Origin of the sequence: Streptomyces sp. CA-146814 (genome assembly GCF_050942385.1) — a bacterium.
In the GTDB taxonomy this organism is placed as follows: domain Bacteria; phylum Actinomycetota; class Actinomycetes; order Streptomycetales; family Streptomycetaceae; genus Streptomyces.
Map to the genome: position 1 here is coordinate 1,214,067 of NZ_CP192068.1, position 17,858 is coordinate 1,231,924.

At 73.2% G+C, this 17,858-nt stretch carries 13 protein-coding genes and 3 pseudogenes; 3 read left to right on the forward strand and 13 right to left on the reverse strand.

Annotated elements, in window-relative coordinates:
- The first annotated feature begins 55 nt into the window (after positions 1 to 55).
- Positions 56 to 598, forward strand: coding sequence for a hypothetical protein (locus ACQP09_RS05345; RefSeq protein WP_433396378.1), 543 nt, complete (start codon positions 56 to 58; stop codon positions 596 to 598).
- A gap of 119 nt (positions 599 to 717) precedes the next feature.
- Here the strand turns inward: ACQP09_RS05345 and ACQP09_RS05350 are convergent.
- The 9 genes and pseudogenes from ACQP09_RS05350 to ACQP09_RS05390 all read right to left on the reverse strand — a co-directional run.
- Positions 718 to 1,347, reverse strand: a pseudogene (locus tag ACQP09_RS05350) (sulfatase-like hydrolase/transferase); the annotation flags it as partial.
- A gap of 68 nt (positions 1,348 to 1,415) precedes the next feature.
- Positions 1,416 to 1,703 (reverse strand): annotated as a pseudogene (locus ACQP09_RS05355) (sulfatase-like hydrolase/transferase); the annotation flags it as partial.
- An 8-nt stretch (positions 1,704 to 1,711) separates the two neighbouring features.
- Positions 1,712 to 2,647 (reverse strand): formylglycine-generating enzyme family protein, encoded by a 936-nt coding sequence (locus tag ACQP09_RS05360; RefSeq protein ID WP_433396380.1) that lies wholly within the window; start codon positions 2,645 to 2,647, stop codon positions 1,712 to 1,714.
- A pseudogene (locus tag ACQP09_RS05365) lies at positions 2,644 to 4,544 on the reverse strand (ABC transporter ATP-binding protein). The gene ACQP09_RS05360 and the pseudogene ACQP09_RS05365 overlap by 4 nt, the downstream one beginning before the upstream one ends.
- Positions 4,541 to 5,458 carry an ABC transporter permease gene (locus tag ACQP09_RS05370; protein ID WP_433396382.1) on the reverse strand — a complete coding sequence of 306 codons (918 nt, stop codon included), beginning with the start codon at positions 5,456 to 5,458 and terminating at the stop codon, positions 4,541 to 4,543. Before ACQP09_RS05370 ends, ACQP09_RS05365 begins: the two are co-directional and overlap by 4 nt.
- A 5-nt stretch (positions 5,459 to 5,463) precedes the next feature.
- The gene (locus tag ACQP09_RS05375) at positions 5,464 to 6,408 is read right to left on the reverse strand and encodes an ABC transporter permease (RefSeq protein WP_433396384.1); all 945 of its coding nucleotides are present in this window, start codon (positions 6,406 to 6,408) and stop codon (positions 5,464 to 5,466) included.
- A gap of 1 nt (position 6,409) precedes the next feature.
- Positions 6,410 to 8,014, reverse strand: a complete 1,605-nt coding sequence (locus ACQP09_RS05380; protein WP_433396386.1) for an ABC transporter substrate-binding protein — start codon at positions 8,012 to 8,014, stop codon at positions 6,410 to 6,412.
- 307 nt (positions 8,015 to 8,321) lie between these two features.
- Positions 8,322 to 8,393, reverse strand: coding sequence for a putative leader peptide (locus tag ACQP09_RS05385; RefSeq protein ID WP_319349079.1), 72 nt, complete (start codon positions 8,391 to 8,393; stop codon positions 8,322 to 8,324).
- Between the two features lie 100 nt (positions 8,394 to 8,493).
- Positions 8,494 to 9,744: an ROK family protein gene (locus ACQP09_RS05390; RefSeq protein WP_433396388.1), complete on the reverse strand. Its 1,251-nt coding sequence runs from the start codon at positions 9,742 to 9,744 to the stop codon at positions 8,494 to 8,496.
- A 517-nt stretch (positions 9,745 to 10,261) separates the two neighbouring features.
- Between ACQP09_RS05390 and ACQP09_RS05395 the strand changes: the two genes are divergently transcribed.
- Together ACQP09_RS05395 and ACQP09_RS05400 are read left to right on the forward strand one after the other, a co-directional pair.
- The gene (locus tag ACQP09_RS05395; RefSeq protein WP_433396389.1) at positions 10,262 to 11,200 is read left to right on the forward strand and encodes a TauD/TfdA dioxygenase family protein; all 939 of its coding nucleotides are present in this window, start codon (positions 10,262 to 10,264) and stop codon (positions 11,198 to 11,200) included.
- Between the two features lie 119 nt (positions 11,201 to 11,319).
- Positions 11,320 to 12,945: a PucR family transcriptional regulator gene (locus tag ACQP09_RS05400; protein WP_433396390.1), complete on the forward strand. Its 1,626-nt coding sequence runs from the start codon at positions 11,320 to 11,322 to the stop codon at positions 12,943 to 12,945.
- Here ACQP09_RS05400 and ACQP09_RS05405 read toward each other — a convergent pair.
- The 4 genes from ACQP09_RS05405 to ACQP09_RS05420 form a co-directional block, all read right to left on the reverse strand.
- The gene (locus ACQP09_RS05405) at positions 12,942 to 14,033 is read right to left on the reverse strand and encodes a glycosyltransferase family 4 protein (protein ID WP_433396392.1); all 1,092 of its coding nucleotides are present in this window, start codon (positions 14,031 to 14,033) and stop codon (positions 12,942 to 12,944) included. The two genes, ACQP09_RS05400 and ACQP09_RS05405, sit on opposite strands and share 4 nt — an antisense overlap.
- A 218-nt stretch (positions 14,034 to 14,251) precedes the next feature.
- Positions 14,252 to 15,046: a hypothetical protein gene (locus ACQP09_RS05410; RefSeq protein WP_433396393.1), complete on the reverse strand. Its 795-nt coding sequence runs from the start codon at positions 15,044 to 15,046 to the stop codon at positions 14,252 to 14,254.
- Between the two features lie 65 nt (positions 15,047 to 15,111).
- On the reverse strand, positions 15,112 to 16,857 hold the full coding sequence (gene recN / locus ACQP09_RS05415; protein ID WP_433396394.1) for a DNA repair protein RecN: 1,746 nt from the start codon (positions 16,855 to 16,857) through the stop codon (positions 15,112 to 15,114).
- 95 nt (positions 16,858 to 16,952) lie between these two features.
- Positions 16,953 to 17,858, reverse strand: a complete 906-nt coding sequence (locus ACQP09_RS05420; protein WP_432152552.1) for an NAD kinase — start codon at positions 17,856 to 17,858, stop codon at positions 16,953 to 16,955.

Genomic DNA, 17,858 nt, shown 5'->3' on the forward strand with positions numbered 1-17,858 from the left:
CGGGGAAGAGGCGGGCCAGTTCGTCGGCCACGGCGGTGAGCCGGTCCCGTCCCGGATGGCCGGTGAAGGCGGCGATCTGGAGCAGGGTGGCGCCGCCTCGGACGGTGAGCAGCTCGGTGTCGAGCAGGCCGGGGACGATGCGGCGGATCGTGTCGGCGGCCGACGGCTCGGCGAGCAGTTCGGCCAGTGGTGTACGGAGGTTGAGCGCGCCTTCGGTGAACTCGTCGGAACGGGCCGCTGGTTGGCGGCCCGCCTCGGCTCGCTCGCGGTGTACTGGTCGGCGGGCGCGTCGTTGGCGCGGAGCCTTTCCACCAGCAGCCGGGCCAGGCGCAGTTCGACGGCCGGGTCGCTGATCGGCTTCTCCTGGAGCGGGTCGGTCTCCAGGTCGAAGAGGAGCGTGCCGAACCGCTGCGGGCCCAGGAGCGGTGAGGGGTGGGCGGGGATGCGGAGGGTGGGCACGCCCTTGGTGAAGGGGAACGGGTCCGCCAGTGTGAGGCCGGTCAGCTCCTCCGGAGTGAAGCGGCCACGGATGCGGGTGGGCATCAGCGTGTGCTCGTACAGCGGCTGGTTGGTGTCGTCGTGGCAGGCCCGCATGTAGACGTACCGGCCGTCGGTGATGTTGACGTGCCCGCCGAACATGCCGAACAGGGCTGACTCGCGGGGTTGTTGCGCTTCGGCGGTCTCGCTCAGCGGGCGGCCCTGCATGTCCGGCGGGAGTGCGGCGCCGAAGAAGTCCAGCAGGGTCGGGGCCAGGTCGATGGTCTGGACGAGGGCCGCGTCCCGGGTTCCGGCGCGGTCGGGGCGGCGCGGGTCGTGGACGAAGAGCGGGGTGTGGACCAGCTCGTTGTACCAGGGCGTGACGACCTTGGCCCACCACCCTTTCTCGCCGAGCAGATAGCCGTGGTCGGTGCAGACGATCAGCAGCGTGTCGTCCCACAGCCCGTGTTCGTCCATCGCGTCCAGGACCCGGCCGAGCGAGTGGTCGCACATGGAGAGCAGCGCCGCGTACTCGTAACGGGCGTGCTGCTCCTGCTCCTTGGTCTCGGTGACCCGGTTGTAGTCGGGCCAGTCGAAGTGCGGTCCGTCGTAGTCGTGCGGATAGAGCTCCTTGTAGTGGTCCTGGGTGAAGAAGGGTTCGTGCGGGTCGAACGTCTCGATCTGGACGAACCAGTCGTCCTCGGTGTGGTTCGTCCGCAGGAACTCCAGACCGGCGTCGAAGGTGAGCGTCTGCGGCTGCTTCGCCTCGCTGTCCAGGTACTGCCGGTTGACCCAGTCCTGGCGCCAGAGGTCGTTGCGCGTGGCGCGCGGCGAGTCAGGGTCTCCGGGTCGGCCACCTGCCCTTTCCAGGCGTCACCCTCCTGGCCCCGGAAGAACTCCCAGGAGTTGTACCGCCCGTGGTAGGTCGCCCCGCCGTCCTCCCAGTAGTGCTGGTGGTCACTGACCAGGTGGGTGTAGACGCCGTGCCGCTTGAGGTTCTCGGGCATGGAGTCGTCGAAGGGTTCCAGCGGGCCCCAGCCCCGGTGGAGGAAGTTGTGGCGGCCGGTGTGGAGTTCGCGGCGGGCCGGCATGCACGGCATGGAGCCGGCGTAGCAGGTGTCGTAGGTGACCGTACGGTCCGCGAGGCGGCGGAAGTTGGGGGCGTGGGTCCAGTCGGCGCCGTACGGCGGCAGCAGGTGCCGGTTGAGGCTGTCGAACATCACCATGACGGCCTTCACGCGGTGGACCTCTCTTCTGTCGGGCTGTGCGGTGCCAGGTCGCGGGCGCGGCGGAAGCCGCCGTGGCCGGTCGAGGAGTCGGGGGTGTTGTGGGAGCGGGCGGCGACCCGGCAGCGGTTGCAGTACGAGGCGTGGCAGAGGTAGGAGCCGCCCCGGATAACCCGCTCACCGGGCCCGAAGGCGTCGGCGCACCACTCCCAGACGTTGCCGGAGGTGTTGTGGAGCCCGTAGCCGTTGGACTCGTACGCCGTCACGGGCACGGTGCCCGTACGGCCGCCGGACCGGTCCGGGCGGTGCGGGAAGCGGCCGAGCCAGATGTTGCACACCTCCCGTCCGCCGGGCGCGAGTTCGTCGCCCCACGGGTAGCGGGCGCCGTCCAGGCCGCCGCGTGCCGCGTACTCCCACTCGGCCTCGGTGGGCAGCCGGGTGCCGGTCCAGTCGCAGTAGGCGAGGGCGTCGTCGTACGAGATGTGGACGACCGGATGGTCCGCGCGGTCCGCCAGGTCGGAGCCCGGGCCTTCCGGTGCGGCCCAGGACGCGCCGGTGACGCCGAGCCACCAGGGGGCGCCGGGCACCCGGCCGAGGACGTGGCGCTCGGCGGCCTTGGGGTGGAGCAGGAGGTGGAAGACGTAACTGCTGCCGTAGCGTTCGGCGTCGGTGCGGTAGCCGGTGGCCTCCGCGAAGACGGCCCACTCGGCGTTGGTGACGGCGGTGGTGTCGATGGCGAAGGGCGCCACGGTGACCTCGCGGACCGGCCCCTCCCGGTCGGCGAGGTAGCCCTCGCCGAAGGCGTCGCCCATCCGGAAGGTTCCGTCGGGGAGTTCGGTCATCCGTCCGGCTTCGACGGGGGCCGGTCGGCGTACGGCCGGAAGCGGCAGAACCGCCGTGGACGCTCCCGTACAGGCGCGTCCCGGCGTGCAGCACGCGCTCATGCCGGCACCTCGATCTTCCGGAGTGTGTGCTGTACGGGTACGGGCTCCGGCGCCGCCGCCAACAGGGCCCGGGTGTAGGGGTCCTGAGGGTTCTCGCAGATGTCGTCGGCGCTGCCGCTCTCCACGATCGGCCCTGGTGCATGACCGCGATGCGGTGGCTGACCTGCCGGACCACCGCGAGGTCATGGGCGATGAAGACCAGGGCGAGGCCCAGGTCGCGCTGGAGGTCGGTGAGCAGGCCGACGATCTGTGCCTGGACGGAGACGTCGAGCGCCGAGACGGGTTCGTCGCAGATCAGGACGGACGGCTCGGGTGCGAGCGCGCGGGCGATGCCGATGCGCTGGCGCTGGCCGCCGGAGAAGGAGCGCGGGTGCCGGTCGGCGACGGCCGGGTCGAGCCCGGCGAGCGTGAGCAGCTCGGCGACCCGGGTCTCCCGCTCGTCCCGGTCGCCGAGGCCGAAGGCGATCAGCGGTTCGGCGACGATCTGGCCGACGGTCATCCGGGGGTTGAGCGAGGCGTAGGGGTCCTGGAACACCATCTGGATCTGCCGGCGCACCGCGTGCAGCTCGCGCCGCGCGGGCCGGGTGATGTCCTGGCCGCGCAGCCTCACGGTGCCGCCGTCGGAGGGGTGGGCGTGGGCCAGGACCCGGGCCAGCGTGGACTTGCCCGAGCCGGACTCCCCCACGATGCCCAGGGTCTCGCCCTCGGCCAGCGTCAGCGACACCCCGTCGAGTGCGGTGAACCCGCGCCCGCGCACGCCGCGCCGCTTGTACGTCTTGCGCAGCCCGTCCGCCTCCAGGACCACGGCCCCGGTGGCCGGGCGGTCGATGCGGACGGGCGGGGCGGGTGCGGGCAGCGGTTCGGTGCGCTCGGCGGCGGGCAGGCAGGCGGCCCGTACGCCGTCGGTCAGCGCGACCAGCGGCGGCACCGCCGTACGGCAGCGGTCCTCCACCAGCGTGCAGCGCTCGGCGAAGGCGCAGCCGCCCCCGAGGAGGGTGAGGTCGGGCGGGGAGCCGGGGATGCCGGTGAGGCGGGTGCCGGAGGGGGCGGAGAGGCGGGGGACGGCGGCCAGGAGGCCGGCGGTGTACGGGTGGCGGGGGCGGGTGAGAACCTCGGCGGTCGGGCCGTCCTCGACCACCGTGCCGCCGTACATGACGAGGACGCGTGCGCAGGAGCGGGCGACGACGCCCATGTTGTGCGTGATGAGGACGAGGGCGGTGCCGGTCGCGCGGTTGAGGTCGGCCAGGAGGGTGAGGATCTGTTCCTGGACGGTGGCGTCGAGCGCGGTGGTCGGTTCGTCGGCGAGCAGGATGTCCGGCTCGCCGGCCAGGGCCATGGCGATCAGGATGCGCTGGCGCTGGCCGCCGGAGAACTGGTGCGGGTGGTCGTCGATACGGCGGTGGGGCTCGGGGATGCCGACCCGGTCGAGGAGTTCGACGGCGCGGGCCCGGCGTGCGGCCCGGTCCCGCCTGCGACCGTGCTTCTTCCAGGACCCGTGGGCGCGGAGCACCTCGTCCAGGTGGCGGCCGACGGTCAGCACCGGGTTCAGGGCCGTCATCGGGTCCTGGAAGATCATGCCGATCCGGGCGCCGCGCACCGCGCGCAGCTCCTGGTCGCTCGCGGCGGCGAGGTCCTGGCCGCCCAGCAGGACCGATCCGGTGGTCACGCGCCCGGTGCCGGGCAGCATCCGGGTCAGCGCGAGGGCGGTGGTGGACTTGCCGGAGCCGGACTCACCGACGACGGCCAGCGTCTCGCCCCGGCGCAGGGTGAAGGAGACGCCGCGCACGGCGCGCAGGGCCGAGCCGTCGGGTGCGGTGAACTCGACGCCCAGATCGCGGACTTCGAGCAGATCGTGAGCGGCTTCACCCGGTGTGGCGTCCTGGGGCAGGGCGGTCATCGGCGTACCTCCCGGTTGAGCGCCTCGGCGATGAGTGAGAGGCCGAGGACGAGCGCGGTCACGGTGATCAGCGGCCCGGCCGCGAAGTTCGGGGCCTGGGCGAGGTAGGGCATGGACTGGCTCAGGACCGAGCCGAGCGTGGGCTCCGGCGGCCGTACGCCGACGCCGAGGAAGCTCATCGCGCCCTCGATGAAGACGGCGACGGTCAGCGAGACGGCGACCTGGACGATGAGCGGGTCGGCGGCGTTGGGCAGGATGTGCCGGACCAGCACGCGAGGGCCCGAACTGCCGCCGACCCGGGCGGCGGTGACGTACTCCCGCTCGCGCTGCACGAGGATCCCGCCGCGCAGCAGCCGCCCGAACGCCGGGATCTCCGCGAGCGCGATGACCAGGACGACCGGGAGCCGGCCGGGGCCGAGGATGGCGGTCACGGCGAGCGCCAGGATCAGGCCCGGGAAGGCCAGGATCAGGTCGAAGATCCGCTGGACGAGGGTGTCGAGCACCGGGTGGGCGGCCGCCGCCAGAGCGAAGAGGCAGCCGAGGGCCGCGCCGACGGGAACGGCGATCGCGATGATGCCGAGGTCGGCGCGGATGCCGTACAGGACGCGGCTGAGCAGGTCGCGGCCGAGGTCGTCGGTGCCGAGCGGGTGCCCGGGGGTGCCGACGGGCGCGAGGCTGAGACCGCTCTGGTCGGTGGGGCCGTGTCCGGCGAGGACCGGGGCCAGCAGGCCCGCGAGGACGACCGCGCCGACGAGGACGAGTCCGATGCGGGCGCGGGTGGTGGAGAGCGCGGCGCGGTAGGGGTGGCGGGAGGTCTTGCGCGGAGCCTTTCGGGGGTTGGTGACGCGCAGGGCTCGTACGGGCTTCCGCAGAGTTGCCGGGTCGGCCGGGGCGAGGTCGGGGGTCGAGGTCATGGCGGTCACTCCCACCTGATCCGGGGGTCGAGCCAGGCGTAGACGAGGTCGGTGAGCAGCTGGACGACGACGAAGACGGCGACCAGGAGGAGCAGCAGGTCCTGGACGACCGGGTAGTCGCGCCGGCTGAGGCCCTGTTCGGCGAGCTGGCCGAGGCCCGGCCAGGCGAAGATCGCCTCGACGAGCACGGCCCCGCCGAGCAGGTGTCCGGTCTGCATGCCGAGCAGCGTGACGACGGGCGGGAGGGCGTTGGGCAGGGCATGCCGCCAGAGCAGCCGGCGCGGTGCGACCCCGGCGGCGGTGGCGGTGCGGATGTAGTCCTCGGCCAGCGCGCGTTCGATGCCGTCCTTGAGGTAGCGGCCGAGGACGGCGGCGCTCGGGAGGGCCAGGCAGAGCGCGGGCAGCAGCAGATACTGCGCGGCCAGGTCGGGTGCGCCGAAGAACGCCACGCGTCCGCCCGGCGGCAGCACGCCGAGGACGACCGCGAACAGCAGCACCAGCAGGACACCGCTGACGAACGGCGGCACGGCCAGTGCGGCGGTCGTCGTCACCCGGATCGCGCTGCGGACCCAGCCGCTGCGTGACGTGGCGCCGAGAATGCCGAAGGCCGTACCGAGCACGATGACGAACAGCAGGGCGGCCACGGTGAGTTCGGCGGTGGCGCCGAGCCCGTCGGCGATCAGGTCGGAGACCTGGCCGCCGATCGCGTACGAGGGTCCGAGGTCGCCGGTGACCAGGGAGCCGATCCACTGCCCGTACTGGGAGAGCAACGGCGCGTCCAGGCCCAGCCGTTCACGGATCGCGGCGACGGTCGCCGCGTCCGCGTCGGGCCCGGCCAGCGAGGTCGCCGGGTCGCCGGGGACGAGCCGGAGGATGGCGAAGATGAGGAACGAGGCCCCGAGCAGGACGAGGAAGGCGGAGGGCAGCCGCCTCAGCAGGTAGCGGCCCATGTCACACCAGGTAGGCGTCGTCGAGGTTGAGATAGGAGAACTTGTTGAGCGCGACGCCGTACAGGCGCTCGGAGTTGACCTGGACCTGGCCGCGGACGACGAGGTCGATGATGAACGCCTCGTCGAGCAGGATGCCGGAGATCTTCTCGTGCAGGGCGTTGGCCTCGGCGGCGCTCGTCTCCGGCTTCGTCCAGGCCTCCTGGACGACCTTCGTGTAGGCGGTGGAGCGGTACTTGGAGGTGTTCTTGGCCTCGTTGAAGGGGTACGCGCTCACCGCGAGGGTGGAGGGCTGGACCTGGGCGAAACCGTGGCCCATGGACCAGAGCGCCGGCATCTGCTGCGAGATCAGCTTCTTCTGAGCGGTGGCGCCGTCGGTGGGCTCCAGGGTGGTGGTGACGCCGATCTGCTTGAGGTCGTACTGGATGGACTCGGCGATCGCCGTCTCGCCGGGCAACGCGATGTGCAGCAGCGGGAATCGGAGCTTGCTGTGGCCGGCGGACTTCAGCAGCTCGCGGGCCTTGCCGGGGTTGTGGGTGTAGTGGGTGCGGTGGGCCTCGCTGAAGGCGGGCGAGGACTTGGGCCACGGAGCGGCGGAGGCGAGACCGTAACCGCCCAACGTCTGTGCGAGGAGCCGGTCGCGGTCGATGGCCCAGGCGAGGGCCTGGCGGACGGTCTTGTCGTTCAGCGGGGCGACGGTGGTGTTGACGCCGAGGTAGATGGCGCCCGCCCCGGTGTCGTAGTTGGTGATCTTCAGCTCGGGGTCGCTCTTGATGACGCTCAGACTCTTGCCCGGTACGCCGAAGGAGAGCTGGGACTGGCCGGAGCGCAGGGATGAGATCAGCGCGTCGGCCTGCGGTATCACCCGCAGTTCGACGCCGTCGAGGTAGGGCCGGTCCGGCAGCCAGTAGCTGTCGTTGCGGGTCAGGCTCAGCCCGGAGCCGGGGCTCCACTTCTTCAGCCGGAACGGGCCGGTGCCGATGAGCTTCTTGCCGGTGACGGCGTCCTCGACGCTCTTCTCATCGGTGATGATCATGAACTCGAAGAGGTCGAACAGGTTGTTGACCGGATGCGCGAGCTTGAGCACCAGCTCGTGGTCGCCGCGCTTCTCGAACCCGTTGACGGTGGCGGCCGTACTGCGCAACTGGGCTGCGCGGACCGGGTTCTGGAGGTTCTTCACCGCGAAGATGACGTCGTCGGCGGTGAAGGGCCGGCCGTCGTGGAAGGTGACGTCGTCGCGCAGCCTCAGCGTGATGCTGCGTCCGTCCTTCGCGTACGTCCAGGAGGTGGCGAGCTCCGGCTTGGGCGTGAGGCTCTCGTCGTACCGGGTCAGGGTGTTGTAGATCAGCCGCTGCTGGAGGGACTGGCCGCTCTGCGCGAAGAGCAGGCCCGGGACGAAGTCGGCGTTGATGGCGAGGTGGAGGGTGCCACCGCGCCGGGGCTTGCCACCGGTCTCCTGCGGAGCGGACGAGCTCTCGGAGACCGCCGAGCGGCAGCCCGTCAGCCCCAGTCCGAGCAGCAGGGCGCTGCCGCCGCCGGCGAGCAGGGTGGAGCGCCGGGAGAGCCCCGTGGAAGGGGACGGGGACGGGGAGGGGAACAGCTCGGTCATCGAAGCCTGCCTGTGACAGTGAGGGACGGTGGGTGAGGGACGGTGGGCGGAACGAAGCGGGTGCGGGTGGCACCAATTGATTCCGCTGCGGGAGCAATTGAACGGAGACGCGTCTACAGGTGTCACCGGCGCGCGGAACGCGGTGGCGGTAGGGAGTCAGCGCGTACGGGTTCGGGGCGGACCGGCCGTGAAGGGCCGCCCACCGGCGTACGGGAGGAAGGGGCGCTCAGCGCGCCGGATCAGCGCAGGACCGGGTCCTGGGAACGGCTCCGCGGAGGGGAGCCCGTCGGACGGGGAGGGGTCCGGGTCAGCCGTGGACGGCACAGACCGCGCTGGCCTGTCGACAGAGGTCGACGTGCCTGCGGGAGATGAGGCGCATGTCCGGGTTCACGGGAGCAATATGACAGTGGCTTCGCCGGACGGTCAACCTGGTCTGTCCGGATCTTGGTACGAATTCACCTCCTGCCCCATACGCGCGGCTACCGCTGAGAGGCCGCCAAAGGGCTCCTGAACAGGGGATTCAGCGCGATCGTGCCCCCGGCGACCGGCAGGACGGTCATTCCGGCATGCGGACCGACGATGCGTTCGGGGTCTCCGCAGACATGCGAGAGATCGACGGCGGCGCCTCTGATCTCCTCCAGGTACTCCGGGTTGAGGAGGCTGGAGTGCTCGGTGACCACGACCAGGTCGGGGTTGAGGACGTCCAGCAGCAGGGCGGTCGCCCGGCCGACCGCGCGGGCCCGCTCGCGCAGCAGCCGGTCCGCCCGGCGGTCCCCGGCCGCCGCCGCGTCCACCAGCAGGAACACATCGGCGTCGGGCACGATCCCGCGCCGCACGGCAGTCCGGGCGACCGCCATGTTGGAGGCCGTCGCCTCCAGGCAGCCGGTCCGCCCGCACGGGCAGGTGACCGTGGAGTCCGGTACGGGCAGGTGGGCCACGTCCCCGGCGCCGGAGCCCGGCCCCTGGTGGACGACTCCGGCGATGCCGAGGGCCGCGTCGACCACGTTGCCGATGAAGAGGTGGACCAGGCTGCGGCGGGCGGCGGGCCGGCCGAAGAGGATCTCGGACTGGGCGATGGCTCGGGCGTGGTTGTCGATGCGTACGTCGATCCCGCCGAGGCCCCGGGAGAGTTCGGCGGCGAGCGGACGCTGGTGCCAGCCGAGGGTGTCGTGCCGCACCGCCGTCCCGAGTGCGGGATCCACCCAGCCGCCGAGCGCGGCGCCGACCCCGAGGAGGTGGTGGTCGCCGGTGGTGTCGGCGAGGAAGTCCCGCAGCCCGGCGACGACTTGGCGCGAGAGGTCCCCGGCGGCGATGCCGTCGTGCGGGAAGGTGCGGCGGGCCAGCAGCCGGCCCCGTAGATCCAGCAGGCCGAACGTCGACCCGGGCACCCCGATGTGCACGCCGCCCGCCACCGGCCCGTCGCTCTCGCCGGTGTGCAGGTCGACCGGGATCTGGGGTCTGCCCACGCCGCTGCTCTCCACCCGTTCGGGCAGCTCACGGACGAGGCCGAGGCGGACGAGGTCGACGCACTGGCGCGATACGGCGGCGGGGCTGAGGCCGGAGAGCTGGGCGATCGACCTGCGGGCGACGGGCCCGTGGTCCAGCACCGCGCGCAGCACCGTCGCGGCGTTGGCCTCGCGCCGGCCGTCACCGGTCGCGCGGGGCATCCGGTCGGCGGGGCGGACGGAGAGGGCGGTGGTCGTCCGAGGGAGCTGGGGGGCGGCGGTCATGGGGCCTTCCTTCGGTCCTGCGCCACGGGGGGGCACGGGGGCACTCGCAACATTACGGCGGCGTGAAATCGCGCCGGGTCCCGCGCCCGGTGGCCGGACGGGATGGCCGAGCTGTCCGGGATCACCGGTGAAACCGCTGCTCAGGGGCGGTTTGACGGTACGTCGCCGGACAGCGGCCGGGCCGTGCGCGAGCGCCGATTCAACCACCGCCGGGCACCTGCCGGGGCCCGGACGGGTGCTTGACGTACGCGGAGGAGCGCTGGAATTCTCCGGTCCATGTTCGCGACGGCCGTTTCCGACGCGCGGCCCGCCCACGCCGGCCGCACCGCAGCAGCGCCCGGGTGTCCCGGCCGCTGTACCGCCGCCTGACCGGCCGCTTCTCCGGCCGCACCGCGCTTCCTCCTCCCCCAGGCCTCCGCTTCACCCCTGGTTCTCCAGCGGGGGCCTTTCCTCGCCCGAATTAATTTCGCTCCAAGATTAATCAATGGATGGTCTTGGACCCCGAAAGGAACCCGCCATGTCCTCGGCAACCACCACCTCCGCCCTCACCGTCCAGAAGGTCGGCGGCCGCCTCGGCGCCGTCATCTCCGGCGTCCGCCTCGGCGGCGACCTCTCCCCCGAGACCGTCGCGCAGATCCGCGCCGCGCTCCTCGCCAACAAGGTCGTCCTCTTCCGCGGCCAGGACCACCTGGACGAGGAGAGTCACGAGGCGTTCGGCAAACTGCTCGGCACGCCGGTCGCGCACCCCACCGTGCCGTCCGCCGACGGCCGTTACTCGCTCGGCATCGACTCCGACCACGGTGGCCGCGCCAACCAGTGGCACACCGACGTCACCTTCGTCCCCGCCTACCCGGCCTTCTCCATCCTGCGCGCCGTGACCATCCCGCCGTACGGCGGCAACACGCTGTGGGCCAACACCGCCACCGCGTACGAAGGGCTGCCGGAGCCGCTCCGCGTCCTGGCCGACTCGCTGCGCGCGGTCCACTCCAACGACTACGACTACGCGGCGCTGCGCCCGCAGGCCCTGCCCGAGGCGCTGAAGCAGTACAAGGAGGTGTTCACCTCGACGAAGTTCCTCACCGAGCACCCGGTGGTGCGCGTCCACCCCGAGACCGGTGAGCGCACCCTGCTGCTCGGCAACTTCGTGCAGCGGATCGCCGGGCTGACCGGCAAGGACTCCCGTACGCTCCTGGATCTCTTCCAGTCGCACATCGAGCGCCCGGAGAACACCGTGCGCTGGCAGTGGCAGGTCGGCGACGTGGCGATCTGGGACAACCGCGCCACCCAGCACTACGGGGTCGACGACTCCGACGCCCACGAGCGCAAGCTCCGCCGCGTCACCATCGACGGCGACGTGCCGGTGGGCGTCGACGGCCGCTCCTCCACGCTCATCTCGCCGGAGGAGGTCCCGGACCCGTCCTTCGGCATCGCGTCCGGAGCCTCCACCGCCGCCTGACCTCACGGTCTGCACGCCTCCCCTGCCATGCGCACCCCGTACCCCGGGCGGTAGCGTCCTGAACAGGACGACCGCCCGGGGTACGGGCGGCGGGAACAAGGGGAAAGCGAGCCGGGTACGTGGAGAGCCACAGCGGAATCACCGTGCAGCGGGCACTGGAGCTGCCGGGTCTGCGTGCGGGGCTCCCGGAGGTGGTGGCCGGCGCGGACCGGCTGAGCCGCACCGTGCGCTGGGTGCACGCGGGCGAGGTGCCGAACATCGCCTCGCTCCTCAAGGGCGGCGAACTGCTCCTCACCACCGGCCTCGGCCTCGGCACCCGCCCCGCCGAGCAGCGAGCCTTCGTCCGCCGCCTCGCCGACCGGGGCATCGCCGCCCTGGTGGTGGAGCTCGGCCCGCGCTTCAGCAGGCTGCCCGCCTCCATCGTGGACGCGGCCCGCGCGGCCGGTCTGCCGCTGGTGCAGCTCCACCGCGAGGTGCCGTTCGTCGCGGTGACCGAGGAGGTGCACACCGAGATCGTCAACGGGCACTACGCCCTGCTCCAGCAGGCGGAGGAGGTGCACCGGCGCGCCACCCGGGCGCTGCTCGACGGTGGCGGGGTGCCGCAGGTGCTCGGCATCCTCGCCGACTTCACCGCCAACCCGGTCTTCCTGGAGACGCCGGACGGCCAGCTCCTGTACGCGGCGTCCACGGGCACGGGTCCGGTGGGCGCGGACCCGCTCCAGGTCTGGGAGGGCATGCGCGGGGACCGGGCGGCCCGGGAGTCGCCGCCGACCGGTGCGCTGCTGGTGGACGTGCCGGGCGGCGGTCCGGACACCGGTGCCGTACGGGCCCGCCTGGTGCTGCTCGCCGTCTCGGGCCCGCTGGCCACCGTGCACCGGATGGCGGCCGAGCGGGCGGCGGGGCTCCTCGCGGTGGTCCTGATGCAGGCCCGGCAGGAGGAGGAGCTGGCGGCCCGGGGCCGGGGCGACTTCCTCACCGACCTGGCGGAGGGCCGGATCACCCCGGAGGACGCCCCGGCCCAGGCCCGGGTGCTCGGCTTCCGGCCCGGGGACACCCCGCTCCTCCCGGTCGTGATGCGCCTGGCGCCCGAGCTGTCCCCGTCGGGCAACTGGGCGCTGCTGGCCCGCGCGGTGCTGGAGGAGCTGGCCTCGGTCGGCGTACCGGTGCTGCTCGGCGTACGGCCGGTGGAGGGGCGGGTTCCGCTGCTGCTCGGGCTGCGGTCGGAGGGCGAGCGGACGGCGGTCGCGGACCGGGTGGCGGCGGCGCTGCGGGCGGGTGTGGCCCGGGCCGGCCTCGACCGGGCCGGTTCGCAGCCGCCGGTGGTCGTGGTCGGCGTCGCCGGAAGCTGGGCCGGGGCCGGTGCCGGGCTGCGGCACGCGTCGGAGACGGCCACGGCGGCGCAGGGTCTGGACGACCGGCCCTGGTACGACGCCCGGCGCCTCGACATCGACCTGCTGCTGTGGCGGCTGCGGGACCACCCGGACCTGGCGGCGTTCGTGAACCGGGCGATCGGTCCGCTGCGCGAGCACGACCGGACCTCGCGCCCGCCGCTGCTGCCGACGCTCCAGGCGTATCTGGCGCACGCGGGCCGCAAGGCGGAGACCGCGCGCGAGCTGCATCTGAACCGCCAGACGCTCTACAACCGGCTGGCCAGGATCGGCGAGCTGCTCGGCACGGACCTGGACGACCCGCAGACGGTGCTGGCCCTCAGCCTGGCGCTGCGGGCCCGCCGCCACACGAACTAGGAACGTGAAGGCAGCGGCTGCGCCAACTCGTCGTACACGCTGAGCACATGGGCGATCGTGTCGTCCTCGGTGGGCCAGCCGGCCGCCTGCTCCCGCCCGGCCTCGGCCAGCCGCGCGCACCGCTCCGGATCACCCAACAGCCGTACGACCGCTCCCGCCAGCGCCTCCGCGTTCCCGAACGGCACCAACTCGGCAGCCGCACCCACCAGTTCGGGCACACCGCCGACCTCGGTCGCCACCAGCGGCACCCCCAGCCGCAACGCCTCCTGCGCCAGCAGCGAGCGGCCCTCCCACCGGCTGGGCAGCACGGCCAGGTCGGCGGCGGCGATCAACTCACCGACGTCCTCCCGGCATCCGATCAGCCGCACGGGCAACCCCTCGTCCCGAATGCGCTGTTGCAGCGCCTCCCGCTCGCACCCCTCCCCCGCGATGACCAGCAGAGGTACGAGGTCGAGTCCGCGCCAGACGCGGGCCGCGTCCAGCAAGGTGTCGAAGCCGTGGTGCGGGACGAGGCTGCCGACGGCCATCAGCAACGGCCGCTCGACCGCACCGAGTTCGGCCCGCGCCTTGCCGTCGTGCAGGACACCGGCCGAGCGCGGTACGGGGGCGGCCACCGGGGCGAGCCGCGCGTCCCTGGCGCCTCGGACCCGCGCCCGGTCCACCAGGTCGGAGGAGGGAGCGAGGACGACGGCCGCCGCCCGTACGGCTCTTCGCTCCAGCAGGTGCAGGATCTGGCGGCGGGCGCCCTCGGCATACCGGCGGGTGTGCCAGGTCAGCACCAGCGGCACGGTCCGGCCGCTCAGCGCGAAGGCGGTACGGGAGGCGGCGTGCAGGCCATGGGCGTGGACCACGTCGGCCCCCGCGCAGGCGGCGCGGAGAGCGGCGACGGCGGCCGGGTCGCTGCGGCGGGGCACCGGCAGGAAGCGTGCGCCGGTCGCCGTGAAGTCGTAGGCGCGGTCCACGGCGGACGGGGCGCAGACGGTGACCTGCACCCCGCGCGCCACCAGCCCCGCGGCGAGCGAACTGACGTGCGCGCTGCTGCCCGCACTGCCGCCGCCCAGGACTTGGACCGTACGCAGCTGTGACACGTTGATTGGCTCCCGGGGTCCCCGAGTCGGCGGTCGGTGGTGAGAGGTCAGTGATCAGTGGTCGGTGGTCAGTGGTGAGTACAGCGCCAAGGATGCCAGCCCGTACGCGCGTTCCGGGACCGCCGGAACGTTGCTGCTGACCGCGCGGCGACAACCGGCCACACCTCACCACCCTCACGAGTGAACCAAGAGGCGCGAAGTTGCCGCCGCCGGCGCCCTCAAGCCATCGCCGCACGCCCTACCCGCCCCCGCACCGCGCGCCTCAGCACCCCCGAGGCGCGTCGGGCGAGTCCGCTGACCCGCTCCCCGTTCGCCGCGGCCGCCACCAGCCCGGCGGCCAGGACGACACGCCCCGTACGACCGCCGCACCGTCCACCGCACCCGGCCAGAGCCACCCCCAGCGCCGCCCCGAGCCCATGGGCCCCGGTGTCCCCGAGCATGGCGCGTTCGCCCAGGTCGGCCGGGGCGAGCACGGCCGCCGCCGCAGCTCCCGGCATCCCGGCCGCCGTTCCCAGCAACACCACGGAAGCGACCGCCACCCCCGGCCCCACATCCACCAGGTTCACCAGATGGGCCGTCCCCGCGATCACCACCCCGCTCAGCACCCCGTCCACCGCCCGCTCCTCGGTCAGCAGCCCGGCCAGCACCCCCGCCGCCCCGATCCCGAAGAGCTTCACGGCCCCGCTGGTCACCTCGCCGCCGCGCAGGGCCCCGAGATGCGCCCGGAACCCCCGCCGCGGGTCATCGGCCCCCACCAGGTCGTCGTACGCCCCGCAGCCCCCGGCAACCAGCACCGCCAGCACTCCGGCCGCCCACTCCCGGACCGGCCCCGGGGCGACGGCGATCCCGGCGGCTCCACCGAGGACGGCCGCCGGCCCGGCGTACAAGGTGACGGTCCGGCCGGCGTGGTTGGTCCGCAGCCACGCGGCGTCCGTACGACGACTGAGCACGGCGTACACGCCCGCACCGACGAGACCTGCGACGACGACGGCCCTGCCCACGTTCGTACCCATGGAGGAAGCCTAGACATGCGTACGGGGCCGGGCGGGGAGACCCCCGCCCGGCCCCGTACACCTCGTCATCCGTCCTTGCGCGCCGTCGCCAGCAGCTCCTCCGCATGGGCGCGGGCCGTCTCGGAGTCCTCCTGGCCCGCCAGCATCCGGGACAGCTCCTTGACCCGGTCCTCGCCCTCCAGGACCGTGACCCCGCTCCGGGTCACCGAACCGTCCACGGTCTTCTCGACCAGCAACTGCCGGTCGGCGAAGGCCGCCACCTGCGGCAGGTGCGTCACGACCACCACCTGCGCGGACCGGGCGAGCTTGGCCAGGCGCCGCCCGACCTCGACCGCCGCCTTGCCGCCGACGCCCGCGTCGACCTCGTCGAAGAGGTACGTCGGCACCGGGTCGGAGCCCGCGAAGACGACCTCCACCGCGAGCATCACCCGGGACAGCTCACCGCCCGACGCGCCCTTGGCGATCGGCCGGGGCTGGGCGCCGGGGTGCGGGGCGAGCAGCAGTTCGACCTCGTCCGCGCCCGAAGGGCCGTAGACGACGCTCCGTCCGCCGATGTCGATGCCCGACGCCTCGTCGGCCGCCTCGGTCTGCCGGATGGCGAAGGAGACCCGGGCGTGCGGCATGGCGAGCGAGGCCAGCTCCTCGGTCACCGCCTCGGCGAACCGGGCGGCGGCCTCCGTACGGGCGTCGGTCAACGCCTGACCGAGGGCGGAGAGTTCGGAGCGCAACGCGTCGCGCTCCGCCGTCAACTCGCCGATCCGCTCGTCGTCGCCCTCCAGCTCGGTGAGCCGCCCCGCGCCTTCCTGCGCCCAGGCGAGCACGGCCGCGATGTCCTCGCCGTACTTGCGGGTCAGGGTGGTGAGGGCCGCCCGGCGCTCCTCCACGGCGGCCAGCCGCAGCGGGTCGGCGTCGAGCTGGTCGGCGTACCCGGCCAGCTCACCGGAGACGTCGGCCAGCAGGATGGAGATCTCCCCCACCCGGTCCGCCAGCGCGGCCAGCGCCGGGTCATGGGCCCGGACCCCGTCCAGCGCCTGCCCGGCCGCGGCGACCACGGTCGTGGCGTCGACGCTCTCCGGGTCCTCCGGGTTGCCCGCCAGCGCGGTGTGCGCGAGGGCGGCGGCGGAGGCGAGGGCCTCCGCGTGCCCGAGCCGCTCCGCCTCGGCGGCCAGCTCGGTGTCCTCCCCCGGCAACGGCTCCACGGCGGCGACCTCGTTCAGCCCGAAGCGCAGCAGATCCGCCTCCTGGGCCCGCTCCCGGGCCCGGGTGGTCAGCTCATCGAGCTCCGCGGCGACGGCGCGCAGCCGCCGGTAGGCCGCCGCGTACTTCGCGTGCGGGACCTCCACGCCGTCCCCGGCGTACCGGTCCAGCGCACCCCGCTGCCGCGCGGGCTTGAGCAGCCCCTGCTGGTCGGTCTGGCCGTGCACGGCGACCAGCTCGTCCGCCAGCTCGGTCAGAACCCCCACCGGCACGGATCTGCCGCCGAGGTGGGCCCGTGAGCGTCCTTCCGCCGAAACGGTACGGCTGATGAGCAGCGCACCGTCGTCGAGTTCCGCCCCGGCCTCCTCGGCCCGCAGCGCCGCCGCGTCCCCGTCGGACACCGTGATCCTGCCCTCGACGACCGCGGCCTTGGCCCCGACCCGTACGAGAGCGGGGTCCGCGCGCCCGCCGAGCAGCAGCCCGAGGCTCGTGACGACCATGGTCTTGCCCGCGCCGGTCTCACCCGTCACCGCGGTGAAACCGGGTGACAGCTCCACCACCGCGTCGTCGATGACTCCGAGCGACCGTATCCGCATCTCCTCCAACACGGACATGACCTTACGAGGTTCCGAGGCGGACGCGCGACGGCCCCCGCTCCCGGATTCACTCTCCCGGGGTTCGCGGAGGCCGTGGAACACCATCCGAGCCGTCAGTGGGGCGCGCCCCGCCACCCCGACACCGGCAGCGCGAACTTCGCCACCAGCCGGTCCGTGAACGAGGCCTGGTGCAGCCGCGCCAGCCGTACGGGCACCGCTCCGCGCCGCACCTCGACCCGCGCGCCGGCCGGCAGCTCCACGGTCCGCCGCCCGTCGCACCAGAGCACCCCGTGCGGCGTGTGCGGCTGGACCTCGACGGCGAGCACGGAGGTCGGCGAGGTCACCAGGGGCTTGGCGAACAGGGCGTGGGCGCTGATCGGGACCATCAGCAGCGCCTCCACCTCCGGCCAGACGACCGGCCCGCCCGCCGAGAAGGCGTACGCCGTCGAACCGGTCGGCGTCGCGCAGACGATCCCGTCGCAGCCGAACCCGGTGACGGGCCGCCCGTCGATCTCCAGGACCACTTCGAGCATCCGCTCGGGCGACACCTTCTGTACGGCCGCCTCGTTCAGCGCCCAGTCGGTGTGGACGACGTCCCCGTTCGCGTGCACGAGGACGTCGATCGTCATGCGCTCCTCGACCTCGTAGTCGCGGGTGACGACCCGCGAGACCACCTTGTCGAGATCGTCGCGCTCGGCCTCGGCGAGGAAGCCGACGCGCCCGAGGTTGACGCCGAGCATCGGTACGCCGGAGGCGCGGGAGAACTCGGCGCCGCGCAGCAGCGTCCCGTCACCGCCGAGGACGATCAGCAGCTCGCAGCCGTCCACGGCGGCCGGTGAGGTGTCGGTGACCGTCTCCACGGCCTCCGGGAGCGGCAGATCGGCCGCCTCCGTGGCCAGGACCCGTACGCCGAGCCCGTTGCGCAGCAGCCCCTGGACGACGAGCTCCGCGCTGCGGATCGCGGCCGGGCGGCCGGTGTGCGCCAAAAGAAAGACTGTTCGTGCCGCATTCGCCGTCAC

Bases quoted from the DNA above. Each gene is read 5' to 3' on its own strand.
- ACQP09_RS05345 (WP_433396378.1), top strand. From the start codon at position 56: ATGGCCGGTGAAGGCGGCGATCTGGAGCAGGGTGGCGCCGCCTCGGAC.
- ACQP09_RS05360 (WP_433396380.1), bottom strand. From the start codon at position 2,647: ATGAGCGCGTGCTGCACGCCGGGACGCGCCTGTACGGGAGCGTCCACG.
- ACQP09_RS05370 (WP_433396382.1), bottom strand. From the start codon at position 5,458: ATGACCTCGACCCCCGACCTCGCCCCGGCCGACCCGGCAACTCTGCGG.
- ACQP09_RS05375 (WP_433396384.1), bottom strand. From the start codon at position 6,408: ATGGGCCGCTACCTGCTGAGGCGGCTGCCCTCCGCCTTCCTCGTCCTG.
- ACQP09_RS05380 (WP_433396386.1), bottom strand. From the start codon at position 8,014: ATGACCGAGCTGTTCCCCTCCCCGTCCCCGTCCCCTTCCACGGGGCTC.
- ACQP09_RS05390 (WP_433396388.1), bottom strand. From the start codon at position 9,744: ATGACCGCCGCCCCCCAGCTCCCTCGGACGACCACCGCCCTCTCCGTC.
- ACQP09_RS05395 (WP_433396389.1), top strand. From the start codon at position 10,262: ATGTCCTCGGCAACCACCACCTCCGCCCTCACCGTCCAGAAGGTCGGC.
- ACQP09_RS05410 (WP_433396393.1), bottom strand. From the start codon at position 15,046: ATGGGTACGAACGTGGGCAGGGCCGTCGTCGTCGCAGGTCTCGTCGGT.
- recN (WP_433396394.1), bottom strand. From the start codon at position 16,857: ATGTCCGTGTTGGAGGAGATGCGGATACGGTCGCTCGGAGTCATCGAC.